This window comes from Streptomyces sp. CA-111067 (assembly GCF_050956065.1).
GTDB lineage: Bacteria > Actinomycetota > Actinomycetes > Streptomycetales > Streptomycetaceae > Actinacidiphila.
The window spans coordinates 7,039,355-7,059,041 of the sequence record NZ_CP192103.1 but is presented as its reverse complement, the minus strand read 5'-3'; the positions used below and the strand labels follow the sequence as shown (position 1 = coordinate 7,059,041).

The window sequence follows — 19,687 nt, the reverse complement described above, 5'->3', positions numbered from 1 at the left end:
ACCGCCCGGCCGCCGGGCCCGGCGCAGCGAGCCGGCCGAGCCCAGGCCGTCACGCGCCGGAGAGCGTCGGCGCCGCGACCGGCCCGCGCCAAACCAGCCCGCGGCCCGTCGACCCCGCCGCCGGCGACACCGCCCCGCGGCGAGCCGTCAGCGCGCCAGCCGCTCCAGCGCCTCCGCCAGCGGCAGTTCCTCCCGGGTGCCGGTGCGGCGGTCCTTGAGCTCGACCACCGACTCCGCCGCGCGGCGGCCGGCGATCAGGATCGTGGGGACGCCGAGGAGTTCCGCGTCGGTGAACTTCACGCCCGGCGAGACGCCCGCCCGGTCGTCGAGCAGCACCCGTACGCCCGCCGCCTCAAGGCGTGTCGCGGCCTCCTCGGCCAGCTCGCTCTGCGCGGCCTTGCCGGCGGCGACGACGTGCACCTCGGCCGGGGCGATCTCGCGGGGCCAGCACAGGCCCCGTTCGTCGGCGGTCTGCTCGGCGAGCGCGGCGACCGCGCGGGACACCCCGATGCCGTAGCAGCCCATGGTGGGCCGCACCGGCTTGCCGTCCCGGTCCAGCACGTCGACCTGGAACGCGTCGGTGTACAGCCGGCCGAGCTGGAAGATGTGGCCGATCTCGATCGCCCGGTCCAGCGTGAGGCCGGTGCCGCAGCGGGGGCAGGGGTCGCCGGCCTCGACGGTGACCACGTCGAGGTACTGGTCCACGTCGAAGTCCCGGCCGCAGACCACGTTCGCGGCGTGCCGGCCGGACTTGTTGGCGCCGGTGATCCACGCCGTGCCCGCCGCGATCCGGGGGTCGGCGAGGTAGCGGATGCCCAGGCCCTGCGGGCCGACGTAGCCGCGTACCAGGTCGGGCCGGCCGGCGAAGTACTCGGCGGTGACGAGCTCCACGGTGGCCGGCGCCAGGTGCTCGGCGAGCTTGCCGAGGTCGACCTCGCGGTCGCCGGGCACCCCGACCGCGGTGATCTCGCCGTCGATCCGTACCAGCAGGTTCTTCAGGGTGGCCGAGGCCGGCACCCGAAGCAGCGCGGCCAGCGCCTCGATGGTGGGGGTGTCGGGGGTGTCGAGCTCCTCGACCGGGCCGTGGCCGGCCGCGTCGGCGGGCGCGGCGGTGAAGGTGACCGCCTCGGTGTTGGCCGCGTAGTCGCAGGCCGGGCAGTCCGCGAAGGTGTCCTCGCCGGCCGCCGCGGGCGCGAGGAACTCCTCGGAGGCCGAGCCGCCCATCGCGCCGCTGATCGCGGACACGATCCGGTAGTCGAGCCCGAGCCGCTCGAAGATCCGGACGTAGGCCGCCCGGTGCAGCCGGTACGCCTCGTCCAGCCCCTCGTCGGTGAGGTCGAACGAATACGCGTCCTTCATCTGGAACTCGCGGCCGCGCAGCACCCCGGAGCGGGGCCTGGCCTCGTCCCGGTACTTGGTCTGGATCTGGTAGAGGATCAGCGGCAGGTCCTTGTAGGACGTGCACTGGTCCTTCACCAGCTGGGTGAAGACCTCCTCGTGGGTGGGGCCGAGCACGTAGTCCGTGCCCTTGCGGTCCTTGAGCTGGAAGAGCAGGTCGCCGTACTCCGCGGCGCGGCCGGTGGCCTCGTACGCCTCGCGGGGCAGCAGCATGGGCAGTTGCATCTCCTGCCCGCCGATCGCGTCCATCTCCTCGCGGACCACCCTGGCCACGTTGTCGAGCACCCGCTTGCCCAGCGGCAGCCAGCTCCAGACGCCCGCCGAGGTGCGGCGTACGTAACCGGCGCGGACCAGCAGCTTGTGGCTGGTGGTCTCCGCGTCGGCCGGCGCGTCGCGCAGCGTCTTGAGCAGCAGCCGGGACATGCGCAGGACCATGGCGGTCTCCTGGGGGTGGTGCGGGTTTCGGGTCCGGCGAGGGTACCGAGACGCCCAGGGCGGACCGAAACGGTTTATCCGCGCGCCGGCCGCGCTGCTACGCCTGCGCCGGCTCCTTGCGCGGCAGCGGCAGCGGCGCGCCCATCACCGCGTAGGGGCGGGCCGCGCTCGGGAAGTGCACCGGGCGGGCCAGATCGCGGTAGCCGAGCGCGCGGTAGAGGTGCCGGGCGGGGCTGTCGCCGTCGATCGCGGACAGGATGCTGCGCGGCTCGGTGGCGGTGTCGGTGATCTCGGTGATCAGCCGGCGGCCGATGCCCTGGCCCTGGAACGGCGGCAGTACGTGCAGCTCGGTGATCACGAACGAGTCGTCGAGCCAGGCGTCGTTGCCCTCCCGGCGGACGTACGGCTGGACGACGCTGGACCACCAGTGGCTGCGGTCGTTGGGCATCCCGTAGACGAAGCCGACCAGCCGGCCGTCGGCCACGCTGGTCGCGCCGAGCGCCCGCGCGCCCGGGCAGGCCAGGTGCCGCAGCACGATCTGCCGCCGGATGGCGATCTCGTCGGGGCCGAGGCCGAAGGCCTGGGCCTGCACGGCCAGTGCCTCGTCCACCTGTACGGCGAGGTCGATCGCTCCGACCACCACGTTCTTCATGAGCCGGGACCCTATCTGCCGCTCAGAACAGGACACTCATGAAGGCACCGACCTCGCGGAAGCCCACCCGGTGGTAGGCGGCGCGGGCCGGTGCGTTGAAGTCGTTGACGTAGAGGCTGACGACGGGGGCGACATCGCGCAGCGCGTAGTTCAGCACGGCGGCCATGCCGGTCTCGGACAGTCCGCGGCCGCGGTGCGAGGGGGCCACCCAGACGCCCTGGATCTGGCAGGTGTGCCGGGTCGCGGCGCCGATCTCCGCCTTGAAGACCACCTCGCCGTTCTCTATCCGGGCGAACGCCCGCCCGGTGGTGACCAGTTCGGCGACCCGGGCCTGGTAGAGCAGCCCGCCGTCACCGGCCAGCGGCGAGATGCCGACCTCCTCGGTGAACATCGCCACGCAGGCCGGCATGAGCACCTCCATCTCGTCCCGCCGGACCCGGCGCACGCCTGGGTCGGGGACGGTCTCGGCCGGCAGCGAGCGGGTGGTCATCAGCGGCTGGTGGGCGCGCACCTCGCGGGCCGGGCCCCAGCCCCGTTCGAGCTGCGACCACAGGTCGGCGACCTGCTCGGCGGGGCCGACGATGGACGAGCAGCGGCGGCCGGCCCGCCGGGCGCGGTCGGCGAAGGCGCGGACCGCGTCGGGGGTGGCGCAGATCGGCACCAGGTTGGCACCGGCGTAGCACAGCGAGGTGAGCCGGCCGCCGCTGTACCAGCCCCACATCTCGCCGCCGAGCCGCCAGGGGTCGAGGCCGGCCACGTTCACCCTGGCGGTGACGAAGGCGTTGGCCACCGGGTCGCGGTCGAGGACGGCGAGGGCGGCGTCCAGGTCGCCGGGTTCGAGGACTCGGGCAGTCGAGTGGGTCAACACGGGGGCGCCTCACCATATGGGCCGCAAGCGCAGGCGGAGGATGATCTCCGAACTTTACCTCGCACGGGCGTGCCCTGCCCCGCGCTCATCAAGCCGTAACCGGGGCGCGGGTGGGCGCCCCGGCGGGAACGGGCAGTCAGGAGACGTTCACCTGCGGCTCGCCCGATCCGACGCCCTCGGCCTCCATCTGCTCGGCGAGCTTCATGGCCTCGTCGATCAGCGTCTCGACGATCTTGGACTCCGGGACGGTCTTGATGACCTCGCCCTTGACGAAGATCTGGCCCTTGCCGTTGCCGGACGCGACTCCGAGGTCGGCCTCGCGGGCCTCGCCTGGGCCGTTGACGACGCAGCCCATGACGGCCACCCGCAGCGGCACCTCCATGCCCTCAAGGCCGGCCGAGACCTCGTCGGCGAGCTTGTAGACGTCGACCTGGGCGCGGCCGCAGGACGGGCAGGAGACGATCTCCAGCCGGCGCTGCCGGAGGTTGAGCGACTCCAGGATCTGGATGCCGACCTTGACCTCCTCGGCGGGCGGCGCCGAGAGCGAGACCCTGATGGTGTCGCCGATGCCCTCGGCGAGCAGCGCGCCGAAGGCGACCGCGGACTTGATGGTGCCCTGGAAGGCGGGGCCGGCCTCGGTGACGCCGAGGTGCAGCGGGTAGTCGCACTTCTGGGCGAGCAGCCGGTAGGCGTTGACCATGACGACCGGGTCGTTGTGCTTGACCGAGATCTTGATGTCGCGGAAGTCGTGCTCCTCGAAGAGCGACGCCTCCCACAGCGCGGATTCGGCCAGTGCCTCGGGGGTGGCCTTGCCGTACTTCTCCAGCAGCCTGCGGTCCAGCGAGCCGGCGTTCACACCGATCCTGATCGGGATGCCGGCGGCCGACGCGGCCTTGGCGATCTCCTTGACCTTGTCGTCGAACTGCTTGATGTTGCCGGGGTTGACCCGCACGGCGGCGCAGCCGGCGTCGATCGCGGCGAAGACGTACTTCGGCTGGAAGTGGATGTCGGCGATGACCGGGATCTGCGACTTCCTGGCGATCGTCGGGAGCGCGTCGGCGTCGTCCTGCGTCGGGCAGGCGACCCGGACGATCTGGCAGCCCGACGCCGTCAGCTCGGCGATCTGCTGCAGGGTCGCGCCGATGTCCGATGTCCTCGTGGTGGTCATCGACTGGACGGACACCGGTGCGTCGCCACCCACCGCGACGCTTCCGACCTGGATCTGACGGCTCTTGCGGCGGTCGGCGAGCTTGGTCGGAACATCCGGCATACCGAGCGAAATAGCGGTCATTTGCGTGGCATCCCCAAGGTGTGGAACGAGGTCCCGGCGTGGGCGGGCTCCGGCACCGAGGTTACGGCACCGGTCCCGCTCGTCTCACCCGGCTCAGCCCACTAGGAACTCAGTTTGACGGGATTGACCACGTCCGCGATCAGTACAAGCAACGTGAAGGACACAAAGATTCCGGCCACGACATAAGCGACCGGCATGAGCTTGGCCACATCGAAGGGTCCGGGGTCGGGCTTGCGGAACGCCTTGGCCAGATTGCGCCGCAGCGCCTCCCACAGCGCGCCCGCGATATGGCCGCCGTCCAGCGGCAGCAGCGGGAGCATGTTGAACAGGAACAGCGACAGGTTGAAGCCCGCGACGAGCATCACCATGGTGGCGATCCGGTCGATCGCCGGCTCCTTGAGCGAGAACACCTCGCCGCCGACCCTGGCCGCGCCGACCACGCCCATCGGGGAGTCGGCCTTGCGCGGGGCGCCGTCGAAGGTGGCCCGCCACAGGTCCGGGATCCGCTGCGGCAGCCGCAGCAGCGAGCTGACGCCTTGCCTGGCCATGTCGCCCATGTGGTCGACGGAGTCGGTGAAGCCGAGCGGCTGGATGTGCGCGGCCGGGCTGAAGCCGAGGAAGCCGGCCGTCACCGTGCCGTCCACCGGGTTGCCGTCGCTGTCGGTCTTGGCGACGACGTTCCTGGTGATCGTCGGGGTCAGGGTGACCCGCTTGCCGTCCCGCTCGACCACGATGGTGGCCTTGCCCGCGCCGCCCCTGATGTCCTTGGACAGTTCGGCCCAGCTCTTCACCGGCTGCCCGTTGAACTCCAGGAACTTGTCGCCGGGCTGGAAGCCGGCCGTCTTGGCCGGGGCGACCGGGTCGCTGGCCAGGCACGGGTTGTTCGCGTCCCGCTTGGAGGTGTCGGCCTGCGAGATCACGCAGTCGCTGACCGAGCTGACCGTGGTGGTCTGCATCGCGATGCCGATGCCCATGAAGACCGACAGGGCCAGCGCGAAGGCCAGGATCAGGTTCATGAAAGGACCGGCGAACATCACGATGACGCGCTTCCACGGCTTGCGCGTGTAGAACAGCCGCGACTCGTCACCGGGCTGCAGCTCCTCGAACGCGGCCGAGCGGGCGTCCTCGATCATGCTGCGCCACGGCGAGGTGGAGCGGGCGGTGATCCGGCCGTCCTCACCGGGCGGGAACATGCCGATCATCCGGATGTAGCCGCCGAGCGGTACGGCCTTGAAGCCGTACTCGGTCTCGCCCTTCTTGCGGGACCACAGGGTCGGGCCGAAGCCGACCATGTACTGCGGCACCCGGATCTTGAAGACCTTGGCCCAGGTGAGGTGACCCAGCTCGTGCCAGGCGATCGAGACCATCAGGCCCACGGCGAAGACGACTATGCCGAGGACCGTCATGAGAGCGGTCATACGCCTGCTGCCTCCGATGCCTGCTGCGCCAGTGCCCTGGCCCGGGCGCGTGCCCAGGTCTCCGCTTGTAGGACGTCCTCGACCGTCAGCCGAGTTCCCGCCGCGGGTGTGCCGTGCTCCTCGACCACCCTGGCGACGGTGTCCACGATCCCGGTGAACGGCAGCCGGCCGGCGAGGAAGGCGTCGACGCACTCCTCGTTGGCCGCGTTGAACACCGCGGGTGCGGTGCCCCCGAGGCTACCGACATGGCGGGCCAGCGCGACCGCCGGGAACGCGTCGTCGTCGAGCGGGAAGAACTCCCAGGTCGATGCCTTGGCCCAGTCGAAGGCCGGCGCGGCGTCCGGCACCCGGTGCGGCCAGCCCAGGCCCAGCGCGATCGGCATCCGCATGTCGGGCGGGCTGGCCTGGGCGAGCGTGGAGCCGTCGGCGAACTCCACCATCGAGTGGATGTAGGACTGCGGGTGGACGACGACCTCGATCCGTTCGAACGGGACGTCGTACAGCAGATGTGCCTCGATCACCTCAAGGCCCTTGTTGACCAGCGTCGCGGAGTTGACGGTGATCACCGGGCCCATGTCCCAGGTGGGGTGGGCCAGCGCGTCGGCCGGCAGCACGCCGGCCAGCTCCGCGCGGGTGCGGCCGCGGAACGGTCCGCCGGAGGCGGTGACGACCAGCTTGCGCACCTCGGCCCGGCTGCCGCCGCGCATCGCCTGGAACAGCGCGGAGTGCTCGGAGTCGACCGGCACGATCTGGCCGGGCCTGGCGATCGCCTTCACCAGCGGGCCGCCGACGATCAGCGACTCCTTGTTGGCCAGGATCAGCACCCGGCCGGCCTCCAGCGCGGCCAGCGTGGGGCGCAGCCCGATCGAGCCGGTGATGCCGTTGAGCACCGAGTGGCACTCCAGGGCGGCGGCCTCGGTGGCGGCCCGCGGCCCGGCCAGGATCTCCGGCAGCGTGCCGCCGGCCCCGTAGCGGCCGGCCAGCGCGCGGCGCAGCGGCTCGACGGCGGCCTCGTCCGCCACCGCGACCGTCCGCACCCCGAGCCGGTGCGCCTGCTCGGCGAGCAGCTCCACCCGTGTGCCCGCGGCCGACAGGGCCACCACCCGGAACCGGTCGGGATTGCGGAGCACCACGTCGATGGCCTGGGTGCCGACCGAGCCGGTCGAGCCGAGAATCACGATGTCCCGGGGGCCGTCACCGGGTCCCTCGGTGACGTGTGGGAGGTAGTGGGGGTCTGCGAGAGCGTCCGTCATGGATTCATTGTGTCCTGTCCGGCCTGTGCGCCATGCGGGGACCGCGCATGACGCGGGCCGCGTCAGCGCACCGGCCGGTGCACGTTGTCGGTCTGCGACGGCCCCGCGGTGGTGTCCGCGATCCACGGGCCCTCCCGGCTGATGTCCACGATGCCGCCCTCCAGCCAGGTCAGCGAGCCCGACATGACGGCCTTGGTGAGCTTGCGGTCGCCGTCGTCGGTGTTGGTCCACAGCCGGCCGAACAGCTCGTCCACCCGCACCTTGGCCTGCCGGCAGAAGATGTCGGCGAGCTGCCGCGCCTCGCGGCCGTTCTCGCCGGTCGCGGCCAGGTGCTCGGCGCGCACGCAGGCGGCGCTCATCGCGAACAGCTCGGCGCCGATGTCCACGATCCGGCCGAGGAAGTTCTGCTTGGTCTCCATCCGGCCCTGCCAGCGGGACATCGCGTAGAACGTGCTGCGGGCCAGCTTGCGGGCGCTGCGCTCGACGTAGCGCAGGTGCCCGGCGAGCTCGCCGAACTCGGCGTAGGAGTTGGGCAGCTGGCCGGGCCCGGCGACCAGCTTGGGCAGCCAGCGGGCGTAGAACTGGCCGGCCTTGGCGCCCGCCTTGGCCTTGTCGCCGAGCGTGCTGTCGGGGTCGATGAGGTCGCCGGCCACCGACAGGTGGGCGTCCACCGCCTCGCGGGCGATCAGCAGGTGCATGATCTCCGTGGAGCCCTCGAAGATCCGGTTGATCCGCACATCGCGCAGCACCTGCTCGGCCGGCACCGCGCGCTCGCCGCGGGCGGCCAGCGAGTCGGCGGTCTCGTAGCCGCGGCCGCCGCGGATCTGCACCAGCTCGTCGGCCATCTTCCAGGCCGCCTCGGAGCCGTAGAGCTTGGCGAGGGCGGCCTCGATCCTGATGTCGTTGCGGTCCTCGTCGGCCATCTGCGAGGACAGGTCCACCACCGCCTCAAGGGCGAACGTGGTGGCGGCGATGTAGGCGATCTTGGAGCCGACGGCCTCGTGCCCGGCGATCGGCTTGCCCCACTGCTCACGGGCGGCCGACCACTCGCGGGCCACCTTCAGGCACCACTTGCCGACGCCGACGCAGCCGGCCGGCAGCGACAGGCGGCCGGTGTTCAGGGTGGTCAGCGCGATCTTCAGGCCGGCGCCCTCGGGGCCGATCCGGTTCGCGGCCGGCACCCGGACCTGGTGGAAGCGGGTGACGCCGTTCTCGATGCCGCGCAGGCCCATGAAGGCGTTGCGCCGCTCCACGGTGATGCCGGCGGAGTCGGCCTCCACCACGAAGGCGGTGATCCCGCCCTTGCCGCCTTCGGTGCCTTCGTCGCCGGGCCGCTTCGGCACCCGGGCCATCACCACCAGCAGGTCGGCGACCACGCCGTTGGTCGTCCACAGCTTGACGCCGTCGAGCACGTAGTCGTCGCCGTCGGGCACCGCGCTGGTGGCGAGCCTGGCCGGGTCGGAGCCGACGTCGGGCTCGGTGAGCAGGAAGGCGCTGATGTCGGTACGGGCGCAGCGCGGCAGGAACTTGTCCTTCTGCTCCTTGGTGCCGAACATCTTCAGCGGCTGCGGTACGCCGATCGACTGATGGGCCGACAGCAGCGCGCCGATCGCCGGGCTCGCGGTGCCGACCAGGGCCAGCGCCTTGTTGTAGTACACCTGGGTGAGGCCGAGACCGCCGTACGACTCGTCGATCTTCATGCCGAACGCGCCGAGTTCCTTCAGGCCGCGGACCGTCTCGTCCGGGATCTGCGCCTCGCGCTCGATCCTGGCCCCGTCCACCTGGGTCTCGCAGAACTCGCGGAGCCGGTCGAGGAATGCCTCGCCCTTGGCCACGGCCTCCGGCGAGGGCAGCGGATGAGGATGGATCAGGTCCAGGCGGAAGCGGCCGAGGAACAGCTCCTTGGCGAAGCTGGGCTTGCGCCAGTCCTGCTCCCTGGCGGCCTCGGCCACCTGGCGGGCTTCTCGTTCCGAGACGTTGCGTGTGGCGGTTGCGGACACGGTTGCGTCACCTCCGGGGTAGCCGGTTACCAACCGGTGCTACTTGTCCGTATTACCCGCGATCCGTGGATCCCACCAGATGACCGGCGGCCGATCGGCCGCCGGTCACGGGGACGCGGCTCACCTGATGGGCGCGCTCAGAGGTCCAGGCCGGTGAGCACCATGACCCGTTCGTAGGTGTAGTCGTCCATCGCGTAGCGGACGCCCTCGCGGCCGGTGCCGGAGTCCTTCACCCCGCCGTAGGGCATCTGGTCGGCGCGGTACGAGGGCGCGTCGCCGATGATCACACCGCCGACCTCCAGCTCGCGGTGGGCCCGGAACGCCACCTGGAGGTCACGGGTGAAGACGCCGGTCTGCAGGCCGAACCGGGAGTCGTTGACGGCCGCGAAAGCCTCTTCCGTGCCGTTCACCCGGTGCAGTGACAGCACCGGGCCGAACGCCTCCGCGCCGGCCAGCGTCGCATCGGCCGGCAGGTCGGCGAGCACGGTGGGGGCGTAGTTCGCGCCGTCCCTGGTGCCGCCGGCCAGCAGCTTGGCGCCACCGCCGACCGCCTCGTCGACCCAGCTCTCCACCCGCTCGGCGGCGGCGGTGCTGATCAGCGGGCCGACGTCGGTGGCGTCGTCCGACGGGTCGCCGACGACCTGGTCCCGTACCTTCGCGACGATCTTCTCGGCCAGCGCGTCGTAGACGGACGCGTCGGCGATCACCCGCTGCACGGAGATGCAGGACTGGCCGCCCTGGTAGTTGGAGAAGGTGGCGATCCGGCTCGCCGCCCAGTCGAGGTCGGCCTCCGAGGACCAGTCGGCGAGCACCACGGCGGCGGCGTTGCCGCCGAGTTCCAGGGTGACGTGCTTGCGCGGCACCGAGTCGGCGATCTGGTAGCCGACGGTGTCGGAGCCGGTGAAGGAGATCACCGGCAGCCGCGGGTCCTGCACCAGGGCGGGCATCGCCTCGTTCGGCACCGGCAGCACGCTCCAGGCGCCGGCCGGCAGCCCCTCGGTCTCGGCCAGCAGCTCGCCGAGCAGCAGCGCGGACAGCGGGGTGGCGGGCGCGGGCTTCAGGATGATCGGCGCGCCGACCGCGAGGGCCGGGGCGACCTTGTGGGCCACCAGGTTGAGCGGGAAGTTGAACGGGGCGATGCCGAGCACCGCGCCGCGGCTGAACCGGCGGGTCAGCGCGAGCCGGCCGACGCCGCCGGGGTCGGTGTCCAGGCGCTGCGCCTCGCCGCCGTTGAAGCGGCGGGCCTCCTCGGCGGCCAGCCGGAACACCGACACGGCCCGGCCGACCTCGCCGCGCGACCACTTCAGCGGCTTGCCGTTCTCGGCGGTGATCAGCCGGGCGATCTCCTCGGCGCGCTCGGCGAGCCGGCGCGAGACGTGGTCGAGAGCGGCCGCCCTGACGTGCGCGGGCGTCGCGGAGAAGGCGTCCCGCGCGCCGGCGGCGGCCGCGACCGCCTCCTCGACCTGGGCGGCGGTCGGCACGCTGACCCGGCCGACGAGCCCGCCGTCCCACGGGCTGGTCACGTCGAAGCCGTCCGTGCCGGTGGCCGGGCGGCCCGCCAGCCAGAACGCCTGCGGGGCTGCGGCTGTGGTTGTCACGGTGGGTTCCGCCCTTCGTGTCGTGGCAGGTGGCGATGCCACCGTAGGCAGCGGCACGGCGCAGGCACGTTGGCCACGGCGGAGTGCGGACCCGGCGGGGCGCGCCGGATTGGCCATCGCGGGTCGATCACCGGCCCGGGGGCCGGGGCTGCGCAAAGCCGCCCCGCCGTGCCGCGCGCGGCCCTATCCTGCTGGCCGGTGCAGGGAACGGGCCCGGTACGGCCGGGCGGGGGAAGGCGGGACCACAGTGGCGCAGACCGTGACGATCGATCTGGGGGACGGCTCGACCGTGCAGGCCGAGGTGATCGGGGACGTCGCGTTCCGGGACACCGAGACCCCCGGCGGCTACGGCGACGTGGGCGCCGGCCACCGCGCCGCCGCGCTCGGCTCCGCGGTCGCCCTCACCCTCACCGAGGTCCGCGACACCGTCCGCGGCATCGGCCGCTGGGCGGTGGAGACGGTCAGCGAGGGCGGCGCGGCCGGCGCCCCCGACTCCTTCGAGGTCGAGTTCGGCCTCAAACTCGCCGTGAAGTCCGGCCAGTTGCTCGGCATCATCGCCGAGGCCGGCACCGAGGCCGGCCTGACCATCCGCCTCTCCTGGGACCTGGCCGCCCGCCGCGCGGCAGCCGCTTCTCCGCCGACTCCCCCGGCGGTCCCGCAGCCCCCGGCCGCCGCTCCGGAGGAGTGACCCCTCAGGCGTCCGCCTTCAGAGCGAGCCAGAGCTCCATCCGCACGTCCGGGTCGTCCAGCGAGCGGCCGAGGATCTCCTCGACGCGCCGCATCCGGTAGCGCAGCGTGTGGCGGTGGACGCCGAGGTCGGCCGCGGCGGCGTCCCACTGGCCGTGGTGGGACAGCCAGGCGTGCAGGGACGCCACCAGGTCGCCGCGGGAGGTCGCGTCGTGCTCGCGCAGCGGGCGCAGCAGGCCCTCGGCGAAGGCGCGGACGGCGTCGTCGGCCAGCAGCGGGAGGACCGAGCCCGCGCCGACCTCGTCGTGCTCGACCAGGTTGCGGCCCCGGCGCAGGGCCACGGCCAGCGCGCGTTCGGCCTGCCGGTGGCCCTCGGGCACCTCGGCGGGCGGCACCGGTCCCGACATGCCCGCCGCGAGCGCGTCGGCGCCCTCGGCGAGGTCGGCGGCGGTGGACAGCGCTCCGGCGTCCTCGGCGGCCAGCACCAGTAGCCGGGGCCCGTCGCGGACGGTGAGCAGCGGCTCGGCGGCACGTACGGCGGCGGCCTCGGCGCGTTCCGCGAGCAGCGCCACGGCCTCCGGGCCCTGCTGCGGGTCCGAGGGCTCGGCGATCAGCAGCCGCACCGGGTGGTCGAACAGGCTGCCGTACATCCGCCCGGACACGCTGCGGGCGTGTTCGGTCTCGCCCGCGAGCAGCATCCGCAGCAGGGCGGCGGCCAGCCGGGACTGGGCGTCCTGGAGGGCACGGGACTGTTCGAGCGAGAGGGTGAGCAGCGCCACGGCGGCGTTGACGACGTAGCGGGCGGCGGTGTCCAGGCGCTCCTCGGTGCCGACGGCGAGGAAGCCGCGCGGGCGGCGGCCGGTGCCGAGCGACTGGACCTCGACCCGGTCCTCGGTGCCGGCCGGACCGGCGACGGCGGCGCTCGCCGGGGCGGGCACGTCACGCAGCCGGTCGATCTCGCCGGCCAGCCGGGCGGCCCGGCGGCCCGCCCACTCGGGGGCGGCGGCCAGCACGGTGCCGGAGGCGTCGTAGAGCGCGGCCCAGCCGCTCAGGTGGGCGGCGAGCCGGGCCAGCAGCGCGGTGCTGCCGTCCGGGTCGAGGGCGGCCCTGGTCAGGTCGCGCTGCGCCTCGAAGCCGGCGGTCACCGCCTTGTACTGGTCGGCGGCGACGGCCGCGGAGACGGCCTTGCTGATCGCGATGAACGGGGTGGCCCTGGGTACTTCGAGCAGCGGCAGCCCGGCCCGCCCGGCGGCCTCCACCAGCGCCGGCGGCGCCTCGTCGTGCACCACGCCGACGCCGAACCCGAGCCCGACCACCCCGGCGGCGGCCAGCCGCTTCACGTACCCGCGGATGAACTTCGGGTCGCCGACGGCCAGCTTCAGGCCGGTGGTCAGCAGCAGTTCGCCGCCCTCCAGGTACGGCCCGGGGTCGTCCAGTTCGCTGGTGTGCACCCAGCGCACCTGCGCGCCGAGCCGGTCGCCCCCGGCGAGGACGGTGAGCTTGAGCGCCGAGTGGTGGGCGAGGGAGGCGAGGGTGAGCGGCATACGGATCCGGTACCGGCAATCGGTGGATTCTGGCCGACCGGGAGCGGTGGCCGGGGTCAATTGTGCCGCACTGTACATTCCGCGTCCCGCCGAGCGCCGCCGCTGCGCCCGCGCCCAGGGGCCGAGGTCACGACCGGAGGTCCACCAGGACCGGCGGCGCGTGCTCGCCCGCCGTCGTGGTCAGGGACAGCACGCCGTGCCCGGGGGGCAGCGCGTGCGCGAGGTCGGAGGCGGACCAGCGCTCGCGTTCGACCTCCCGGACGGTGACCGACTCCGTGGTCGCCGCCTCCCCGGTGAACAGCCGCCGCACACCCCGTGACGTGCGGCGCAGCATCCCGCCTGACATGTCGGGGGTGCGGGTGACATCGCGGGTCTCCACCCACGTGGTGCCCCAGGACTCGGCGAAGCGCCGGCCGTCCCAGGTGGTGATGCCGGACAGCGCCATCCGGCAGCCGACCGCGCCGAGCAGCGCGCTGCGCAGCGACTCCGGCACGTCGTCCAGGGTGCGCAGGGTGAGCAGCGCACCGGCGTTGGCCGACCGCAGCCGCTGGAGGCCGCGCAGCGCCTCGGCGGTCACGGTGTGCGCGGCGTCGTCGAGCACCAGGCAGGCGAAAAGCGAGCGGTCCCTGCGGGCGGTGACGGCGGCGGTGAACTGCGCGAGCACCAGCCGGGTCAGGATCCTGGACGCCTCGGCGTGGCCGCGCTGCGGCAGGTCGATCCTGACCCGCAGCGGGTGTTCGAGTGCGTACATGGAGAACGGCCTGGACCTGCCGGTGACGTCGAAGAACCCGGCGAACGCGGGGCGGTCGAGCAGCGCGACCCGGTCGGCGAGCCGGGCGCCGATGTCGCCGCGCTGCCCCGCCTGCCGCTCGCGGGCGTCGAGCTCCCTGATCATGCCGGGCGCGCCGGCCGCGTCCAGCGCGCCGCGCAGCGCGGCGTACGCGTGCGGGGTGCCGTCCAGCAGCTCACGCAGCTCGCTGACCGACGGGAAGTGGCCGTGCGCGGCGGCGTACGGGCCGAGCAGCTGGCTGAGCGCGGTGGTGGCGTTCCGCAGCTCGGTGTCCTCGCCGATGTGCGCGTCGAGCAGCGCCTCGGCGAGGGTGCCGGCCGCCGTGTCGGGATCGGCGCCGCCGTACAGGTCGAGGTCGTAGCGGGAGGCGGGGTCGGCCAACGAGATCACCACGTCGTAGGCGTCGGCCGGGCCGAGGTCGGTGCCCGCGGAGCCGACCGCGACGACGGCGGTCTGCCCGGTGAGCGCCTGCAGGCACAGCGACTCCACCACCGGCCTGACCAGCTGCCGGGTCTTCCCGGCGCCGGGCGGGCCGACCACCAGCAGCCCGGTGCCGAGCAGCCCGGTGTCGAGGCCGATGCCGGAGCCGCGGTGCTGGTAGGGGTTGCGCTGGTCGTCCACGCCCTGGCCGATCCTGACCTGGCCGGTCATCAGGTCGTGCGGGGCGCCGCGGTGCGGCAGGTCGCGGTCGCCCGACGGGTGGCCGCAGGCGTCGGAGCCGCCGCGCAGCACCGCGTCGGCGAACGAGTCCAGCCGGGCGGGCTGGAACCGGACGCCGGTCCAGGCGCGCCGGATCCGGGCGTAGTCCACGTCGTTCATCCGGCCGGTGCGGACCTCGGCGGCCAGCCGGTCGGCGAGCGCGTGCTGCCCGGCCTCGCGCAGCTCGGGCCATTCGACGGGGTCGGGCCTGCCTTCCTCCGGCGCGCCCTTCGCGGGCTCGTCCCAGAGCTTGCTGAACCGGGGCCGGCCGTAACGGCGCCATACCTCATGCCAGTTGCCGATCCGGGCGCAGATCCAGGCCAGCACCAGCGTGCACAGCACGGCGTAGACCCGGGTGGCGGTGTTGAAGGCGTTGACGTCGCCGCCCTTGCCGCTGCGCCAGTGGTCGGGGGTGACCCAGATGACCGGCCAGATCCAGAAGTGGAAGTACCCGTTGTTGCACAGCGACCAGACCAGCAGCCCGACCAGGAAGCTGAGCACCGCGCCGCCGACCAGCCGCCGTCCCGGCAGCCGGTCGGGGTCGGGCGCGGGGCGCGGGGTGTGGCCGTAGGCGAAGATGCCGGGGGCGTCCTGGGCGCGCGGGGCGCGCAGCCAGATCTCCAGTGCGGAGGGCGGCGGCGCGTCGGACGGCATCGGCGGCGGCCCGGCGGGGCGCGGCACGGGCGCCGACGGCCGGGGCGGCACCGCGGGCGGCTGCTTGCCGGGGCCCGGCTGACGGCCGTAGCCCTGCGCGCCCCCGTATTCCATGGCATCCATGGCGCACCTGCCCCTCGCCCGTCGTGGCCGCCGATGCCGCTCAATGTAGTCGAGCGGCTACCCGGACAAAAGGATCTTGTCCACAACCGGGCCGCGAACGAACCGCGACCGGTGTACGACCGGGCCGCGACCCGACACCGGCCCGTCCCCGCTCCGACCCCGACCCCGTCCCGCCCGCGACGCGCGCACTGGCCGTTCCGGCGCAGACCCCCCGGTCAGTGCTACCTATCGGCGTATGCGGGGCCGCCGGGCCCCGGCCTAGCCTGCCAGCAGGATGCCCGTGCCGCACGAGACGCAAGACAAGAGGAGATGCCCGCCATGACCGCACTTCCGCAGGAGCGCAGGCTCGTCACCGACATCCCCGGCCCGAAGTCCCGGGAGCTGCTGGCCCGCAAGTCCGCGGCGGTCGCCGACGGCATCGGGGTCACACTGCCGGTCTTCGTCAGCCGGGCCGGCGGCGGGGTGATCGAGGACGTGGACGGCAACAGCCTGATCGACTTCGGCTCCGGCATCGCGGTGGTGTCGGTCGGCAACAGCGCGGAGGCCGTGGTGCGCCGGGCGTCGGCGCAGCTCGCGGACTTCACGCACACCTGCTTCATGATCACCCCGTACGAGGAGTACGTGGAGGTCGCCGAGCGGCTGGCGGAGCTGACGCCGGGCGACCACGCCAAGAAGTCGGCGCTGTTCAACTCCGGCGCCGAGGCGGTGGAGAACGCGGTGAAGATCGCCCGCTCGTACACCAAGCGCAGCGCCGTGGTGGTCTTCGACCACGGCTACCACGGCCGCACCAACCTCACGATGGCGCTGACCTCGAAGAACATGCCGTACAAGGAGGGCTTCGGCCCGTTCGCGCCCGAGGTGTACCGGGTGCCGCTGGCGTACGGCTACCGCTGGCTGACCGGCCCGGAGCACGCGGCGGAGGAGGCGGCGGCGCAGGCGATCGACCAGATCACCAAGCAGATCGGCGCCGAGCACGTGGCGGCGATCGTGATCGAGCCGATCTCCGGCGAGGGCGGCTTCATCGAGCCCGCCAAGGGCTTCCTGCCGCGGATCGCGCAGTTCGCCAAGGACAACGGGATCGTCTTCGTGGCGGACGAGATCCAGACCGGCTTCTGCCGTACCGGCCAGTGGTTCGCCTGCGAGGACGAGGGGATCGTGCCCGACCTGATCACCACGGCCAAGGGCATCGCGGGCGGCCTGCCGCTGGCCGCGGTCACCGGCCGCGCGGAGATCATGGACGCGGCGCACGCGGGCGGCCTCGGCGGCACCTACGGCGGCAACCCGGTGGCGTGCGCGGCGGCGCTGGGCGCGATCGAGACGATGAAGGAGCTGGATCTGAACGCGAGGGCGCGGCGGATCGGCGAGATCATGACGCCCCGGCTGCGCGCGATGCAGGAGAAGTTCCCGGTCATCGGCGAGGTGCGGGGGCGCGGCGCGATGATCGCGGTGGAGCTGGTGGTGCCGGGGAGCAAGGAGCCCGACCCGGCAGTTGCCGGGCAACTTGCCCGGTCATGTCATGCCGCGGGCCTTGTTGTGCTCACATGTGGTACATACGGCAACGTGTTGCGCTTCCTTCCCCCGCTGGTGATCGGGGAGGACCTGCTCAACGAGGGCCTCGACATCATCGAGGCGGCGTTCGCCGAGGTGTGACCGACACGCGGCTGACGCGGAGAAAAGGGGGGTCGTGAAGAACCTGTGCGGGCCTGATGGCGGAGGGGTGATCGGGCCGCTGGGGGCCTCGGGCATGACGTACGGTCTTCCCAGAACAACCCGCTCGTGGCGGGCTCCTTCGGAGCAAGGCACGGGCGACACCACGCCGGTGTATCCCCAACACCGGCACAGCAGTGCCCTCGCGCACGAAACCGCCGGATCCGATGGTGGATCCGGCAACAACGGCCGGTCAGCAGTCCGTTCGTCCCACACCCCCCGGGACGCTCGGCACGGTGATCGCCACGGCGGCCCCGGAACTCTCCCCCCTGTTCCGGGGCTGCCTGCTGTCGTCCTGGGGTGGTGTGCCGCGCTGGTGGCGCTCGGTGTCACCGGCTTCGTGGTTCTGACCCGCCAGGTGTCGCGGGACGGCCGGCTGGTCGGCCGTGACTGGTCGGTGCTCGGCTGGTTCCAGCGGACCGCCGCCGCGCACCCGGGATTCGACGGGATCGCGCAGGCGCTCTCCGACGTCGGCAACGTCCAGGTCTCCGGGCCCGTGCTGCTGGCCGGGCTGGTCTTCGCGGTGTGGCGCGGCCGGCGGGACGGGCGCCCGCGCTGGTGGCTGCCGCCGCTGGCCGGGGTGCTGGTGATCGCGGTGGTGCCGGTCGTGGTGAGCAAGGTGAAGTCCGCGGTGGCCAGGCCCGCGCCGGGCAAGATCCACCTGGGCCCGCACACCTACGCGGGCTTCTTCCCGTCCGGCCACACCGCCACCTCGTCGGTGGCGGTGGGCACGGCCGTGCTGCTGGTGCTGCCGTGGGTACGGCGCCCGGTCGTACGGTGGCTGCTGGCGGCGGTCACGGTGCTGCTGCTCCTGGCGGTCGGCGCGGGCCTGGTCTGGCACGGCTACCACTGGCCGCTGGACGTGCTGGCCAGCTGGTGCCTGGCGGTGGCGCTGCTGGCCGTGGTGGCCGCCGCGAACGCCTGCGCGCGGCCGGCCCGCCCGCCGGCGCCGATCGACGGGCCACCCGCCGCCCCTCCGTCAGCTGTTGGTGGGGAATCCGAGGTTGAGCCCCCCGTGTGACGGTTCGAGCCAGCGCTGCGTGACGGCCTTGCCGCGGGTGAAGAACCGGACCCCGTCCTCGCCGTAGGCGTGCGCGTCGCCGAACAGCGAGGACTTCCAGCCGCCGAAGGAGTAGTAGGCGACCGGCACCGGGATCGGCACGTTGATGCCGACCATGCCGACCTCCACCTCGTTCTGGAAGCGCCGGGCCGCGCCGCCGTCGTTGGTGAACAGCGCGGTGCCGTTGCCGTACGGGTTGGCGTTGATCAGCGCCAGGCCCTCGTCGTACGAGCCGACCCTGACCACCGAGAGCACCGGGCCGAAGATCTCCTCGTCGTAGACCGACATGCCGGGCCTGACCCGGTCGAAGAGCGTCGGGCCGAGCCAGAAGCCGCCCGGCTCTCCCTCGATCGGGTGCTTGCGGCCGTCCACGGCCAGTTCGGCGCCCTCGGCGACCCCGGTGTCCAGGTAGGAGGTGACCTTGTCCCGGTGCCCGCCGGTGACCAGCGGGCCCATCGCGGAGCCGGGCGCGCGGCCGGGGCCGACGGTCAGGGTGCCGATCCGCTCCCTGATCCGCTCCACCAGCGCGTCCGCCACCGGCTCGACGGCCACCAGCACCGACACCGCCATGCAGCGCTCCCCCGCGGCGCCGTAGCCGGCGTTCACCGCGGCGTCGGCGGCCAGGTCGAGGTCGGCGTCGGGCAGCACCAGCATGTGGTTCTTGGCGCCGCCGAGCGCCTGGACCCGCTTGCCGTGCCGGGTGCCGGTCTCGTAGACGTACCGGGCGATCGGGGTGGAGCCGACGAACGACACCGCCTTGATGTCGGGGTGCTCCAGCAGCCTGTCCACCGCGGGCTTGTCGCCGTGCACGACGTTGAAGACGCCGTCGGGCAGGCCGGCCTCCCGCCACAGCCCGGCCAGGAAGTTCGCGGCGGACGGGTCCTTCTCCGACGGCTTGACCACGACGGTGTTGCCGGCCGCGACGGCGAGCGGGAAGAACCACATCGGCACCATGGCCGGGAAGTTGAACGGCGAGATGATCGCCACCGGGCCCAGCGGCTGCCTGATCGAGAAGACGTCCACGCCGGTCGACGCCTGCTCGGTGTACGAGCCCTTGGCCAACTGCGGGATCCCGCAGGCGTACTCGACGACTTCCAGGCCGCGGGCCAGCTCGCCGAGCGCGTCGGAGTGCACCTTGCCGTGCTCCGAAACGATGATCGCGGCGAGTTCCTCGCGGCGGGCGTTGAGCAGCTCGCGGAAGGCGAAGAGCACGCCGGTGCGCTTGGCCACCGAGGCGTGCCGCCACTGCTGGAACGCCGCGAGGGCGGCGCCGACCGCCTCGTCCACGACCTCGGCGGGGGCGAGGTCGACCTGCGCGGTGACCTGGCCGGTGGCCGGGTCGTACACGTCGCCGTGCCGCTCGGCGGGGCCGCCGGTCCAGGGCCGGCCGGCGATCCAGTGGGTGATGCGCTTGGTGGTCGTCACGGGGCAGACCCTTCCGTCGTCGTCTGCCGCCAGTCTCACCATCCGGGCACCGGGCCACAAGCACCGCGCACCGGGCCATGGGACC

At 73.1% G+C, this 19,687-nt stretch carries 14 protein-coding genes; 3 read left to right on the top strand and 11 right to left on the bottom strand.

All coding sequences use genetic code 11. The features are described from left to right. Positions 1 to 147 precede the first annotated feature (147 nt). The 8 genes from ACQPW6_RS31460 to ACQPW6_RS31425 form a co-directional block, all read right to left on the bottom strand. Positions 148 to 1,833 (bottom strand): proline--tRNA ligase, encoded by a 1,686-nt coding sequence (locus ACQPW6_RS31460; RefSeq protein ID WP_433893097.1) that lies wholly within the window; start codon positions 1,831 to 1,833, stop codon positions 148 to 150. Positions 1,834 to 1,930: 97 nt separating this feature from the next. Beyond that, on the bottom strand, positions 1,931 to 2,485 hold the full coding sequence (locus ACQPW6_RS31455) for a GNAT family N-acetyltransferase (RefSeq protein WP_433893096.1): 555 nt from the start codon (positions 2,483 to 2,485) through the stop codon (positions 1,931 to 1,933). Positions 2,486 to 2,507: 22 nt separating this feature from the next. Then, the gene (locus ACQPW6_RS31450) at positions 2,508 to 3,353 is read right to left on the bottom strand and encodes a GNAT family N-acetyltransferase (RefSeq protein WP_433893095.1); all 846 of its coding nucleotides are present in this window, start codon (positions 3,351 to 3,353) and stop codon (positions 2,508 to 2,510) included. Positions 3,354 to 3,489: 136 nt separating this feature from the next. Next, positions 3,490 to 4,644 (bottom strand): flavodoxin-dependent (E)-4-hydroxy-3-methylbut-2-enyl-diphosphate synthase, encoded by a 1,155-nt coding sequence (gene ispG / locus ACQPW6_RS31445; RefSeq protein ID WP_433893094.1) that lies wholly within the window; start codon positions 4,642 to 4,644, stop codon positions 3,490 to 3,492. Between the two features lie 101 nt (positions 4,645 to 4,745). Beyond that, positions 4,746 to 6,062, bottom strand: coding sequence for a M50 family metallopeptidase (locus ACQPW6_RS31440; protein WP_433893093.1), 1,317 nt, complete (start codon positions 6,060 to 6,062; stop codon positions 4,746 to 4,748). After that, entirely contained in the window at positions 6,059 to 7,315 is a 1,257-nt protein-coding gene (dxr, locus tag ACQPW6_RS31435; protein WP_433893092.1) for a 1-deoxy-D-xylulose-5-phosphate reductoisomerase, read from the bottom strand. Before dxr ends, ACQPW6_RS31440 begins: the two co-directional genes overlap by 4 nt. Positions 7,316 to 7,377: 62 nt before the next feature. Next, complete coding sequence (locus tag ACQPW6_RS31430) at positions 7,378 to 9,315, bottom strand: acyl-CoA dehydrogenase family protein (protein WP_433893091.1); 1,938 nt, start codon at positions 9,313 to 9,315, stop codon at positions 7,378 to 7,380. Between the two features lie 137 nt (positions 9,316 to 9,452). Next, a complete protein-coding gene (locus ACQPW6_RS31425) occupies positions 9,453 to 10,913 on the bottom strand; it encodes an aldehyde dehydrogenase family protein (RefSeq protein ID WP_433893090.1) in 1,461 nt (486 codons plus the stop codon). A 259-nt stretch (positions 10,914 to 11,172) separates the two neighbouring features. On the opposite strand from ACQPW6_RS31425, the gene ACQPW6_RS31420 reads away from it, so the two are divergent. Next, positions 11,173 to 11,601, top strand: coding sequence for a CU044_2847 family protein (locus ACQPW6_RS31420; protein WP_433893089.1), 429 nt, complete (start codon positions 11,173 to 11,175; stop codon positions 11,599 to 11,601). Between the two features lie 4 nt (positions 11,602 to 11,605). Here ACQPW6_RS31420 and ACQPW6_RS31415 read toward each other — a convergent pair whose 3' ends face one another. Next, entirely contained in the window at positions 11,606 to 13,144 is a 1,539-nt protein-coding gene (locus tag ACQPW6_RS31415; protein WP_433893088.1) for a PucR family transcriptional regulator, read from the bottom strand. Positions 13,145 to 13,271: 127 nt separating this feature from the next. Beyond that, complete coding sequence (locus ACQPW6_RS31410) at positions 13,272 to 15,401, bottom strand: ATP-binding protein (RefSeq protein ID WP_433894715.1); 2,130 nt, start codon at positions 15,399 to 15,401, stop codon at positions 13,272 to 13,274. A gap of 327 nt (positions 15,402 to 15,728) precedes the next feature. Between ACQPW6_RS31410 and gabT the strand changes: the two genes are divergently transcribed. Both gabT and ACQPW6_RS31400 read left to right on the top strand, forming a co-directional pair. Next, entirely contained in the window at positions 15,729 to 17,060 is a 1,332-nt protein-coding gene (gabT, locus tag ACQPW6_RS31405) for a 4-aminobutyrate--2-oxoglutarate transaminase (protein ID WP_433893087.1), read from the top strand. 373 nt (positions 17,061 to 17,433) lie between these two features. After that, on the top strand, positions 17,434 to 18,138 hold the full coding sequence (locus ACQPW6_RS31400; protein ID WP_433893086.1) for a phosphatase PAP2 family protein: 705 nt from the start codon (positions 17,434 to 17,436) through the stop codon (positions 18,136 to 18,138). Here the strand turns inward: ACQPW6_RS31400 and ACQPW6_RS31395 are convergent. Beyond that, positions 18,097 to 19,644, bottom strand: a complete 1,548-nt coding sequence (locus tag ACQPW6_RS31395; RefSeq protein WP_433893085.1) for a CoA-acylating methylmalonate-semialdehyde dehydrogenase — start codon at positions 19,642 to 19,644, stop codon at positions 18,097 to 18,099. The genes ACQPW6_RS31400 and ACQPW6_RS31395 overlap by 42 nt on opposite strands. Between the last annotated feature and the right edge of the window lie 43 nt (positions 19,645 to 19,687).

Bases quoted from the DNA above. Each gene is read 5' to 3' on its own strand.
- ACQPW6_RS31395 (WP_433893085.1), bottom strand. From the start codon at position 19,644: ATGGTGAGACTGGCGGCAGACGACGACGGAAGGGTCTGCCCCGTGACG.
- dxr (WP_433893092.1), bottom strand. From the start codon at position 7,315: ATGACGGACGCTCTCGCAGACCCCCACTACCTCCCACACGTCACCGAG.
- ACQPW6_RS31455 (WP_433893096.1), bottom strand. From the start codon at position 2,485: ATGAAGAACGTGGTGGTCGGAGCGATCGACCTCGCCGTACAGGTGGAC.
- ispG (WP_433893094.1), bottom strand. From the start codon at position 4,644: ATGACCGCTATTTCGCTCGGTATGCCGGATGTTCCGACCAAGCTCGCC.
- ACQPW6_RS31410 (WP_433894715.1), bottom strand. From the start codon at position 15,401: ATGGAATACGGGGGCGCGCAGGGCTACGGCCGTCAGCCGGGCCCCGGC.
- ACQPW6_RS31460 (WP_433893097.1), bottom strand. From the start codon at position 1,833: ATGGTCCTGCGCATGTCCCGGCTGCTGCTCAAGACGCTGCGCGACGCG.
- gabT (WP_433893087.1), top strand. From the start codon at position 15,729: ATGACCGCACTTCCGCAGGAGCGCAGGCTCGTCACCGACATCCCCGGC.
- ACQPW6_RS31440 (WP_433893093.1), bottom strand. From the start codon at position 6,062: ATGACCGCTCTCATGACGGTCCTCGGCATAGTCGTCTTCGCCGTGGGC.
- ACQPW6_RS31415 (WP_433893088.1), bottom strand. From the start codon at position 13,144: ATGCCGCTCACCCTCGCCTCCCTCGCCCACCACTCGGCGCTCAAGCTC.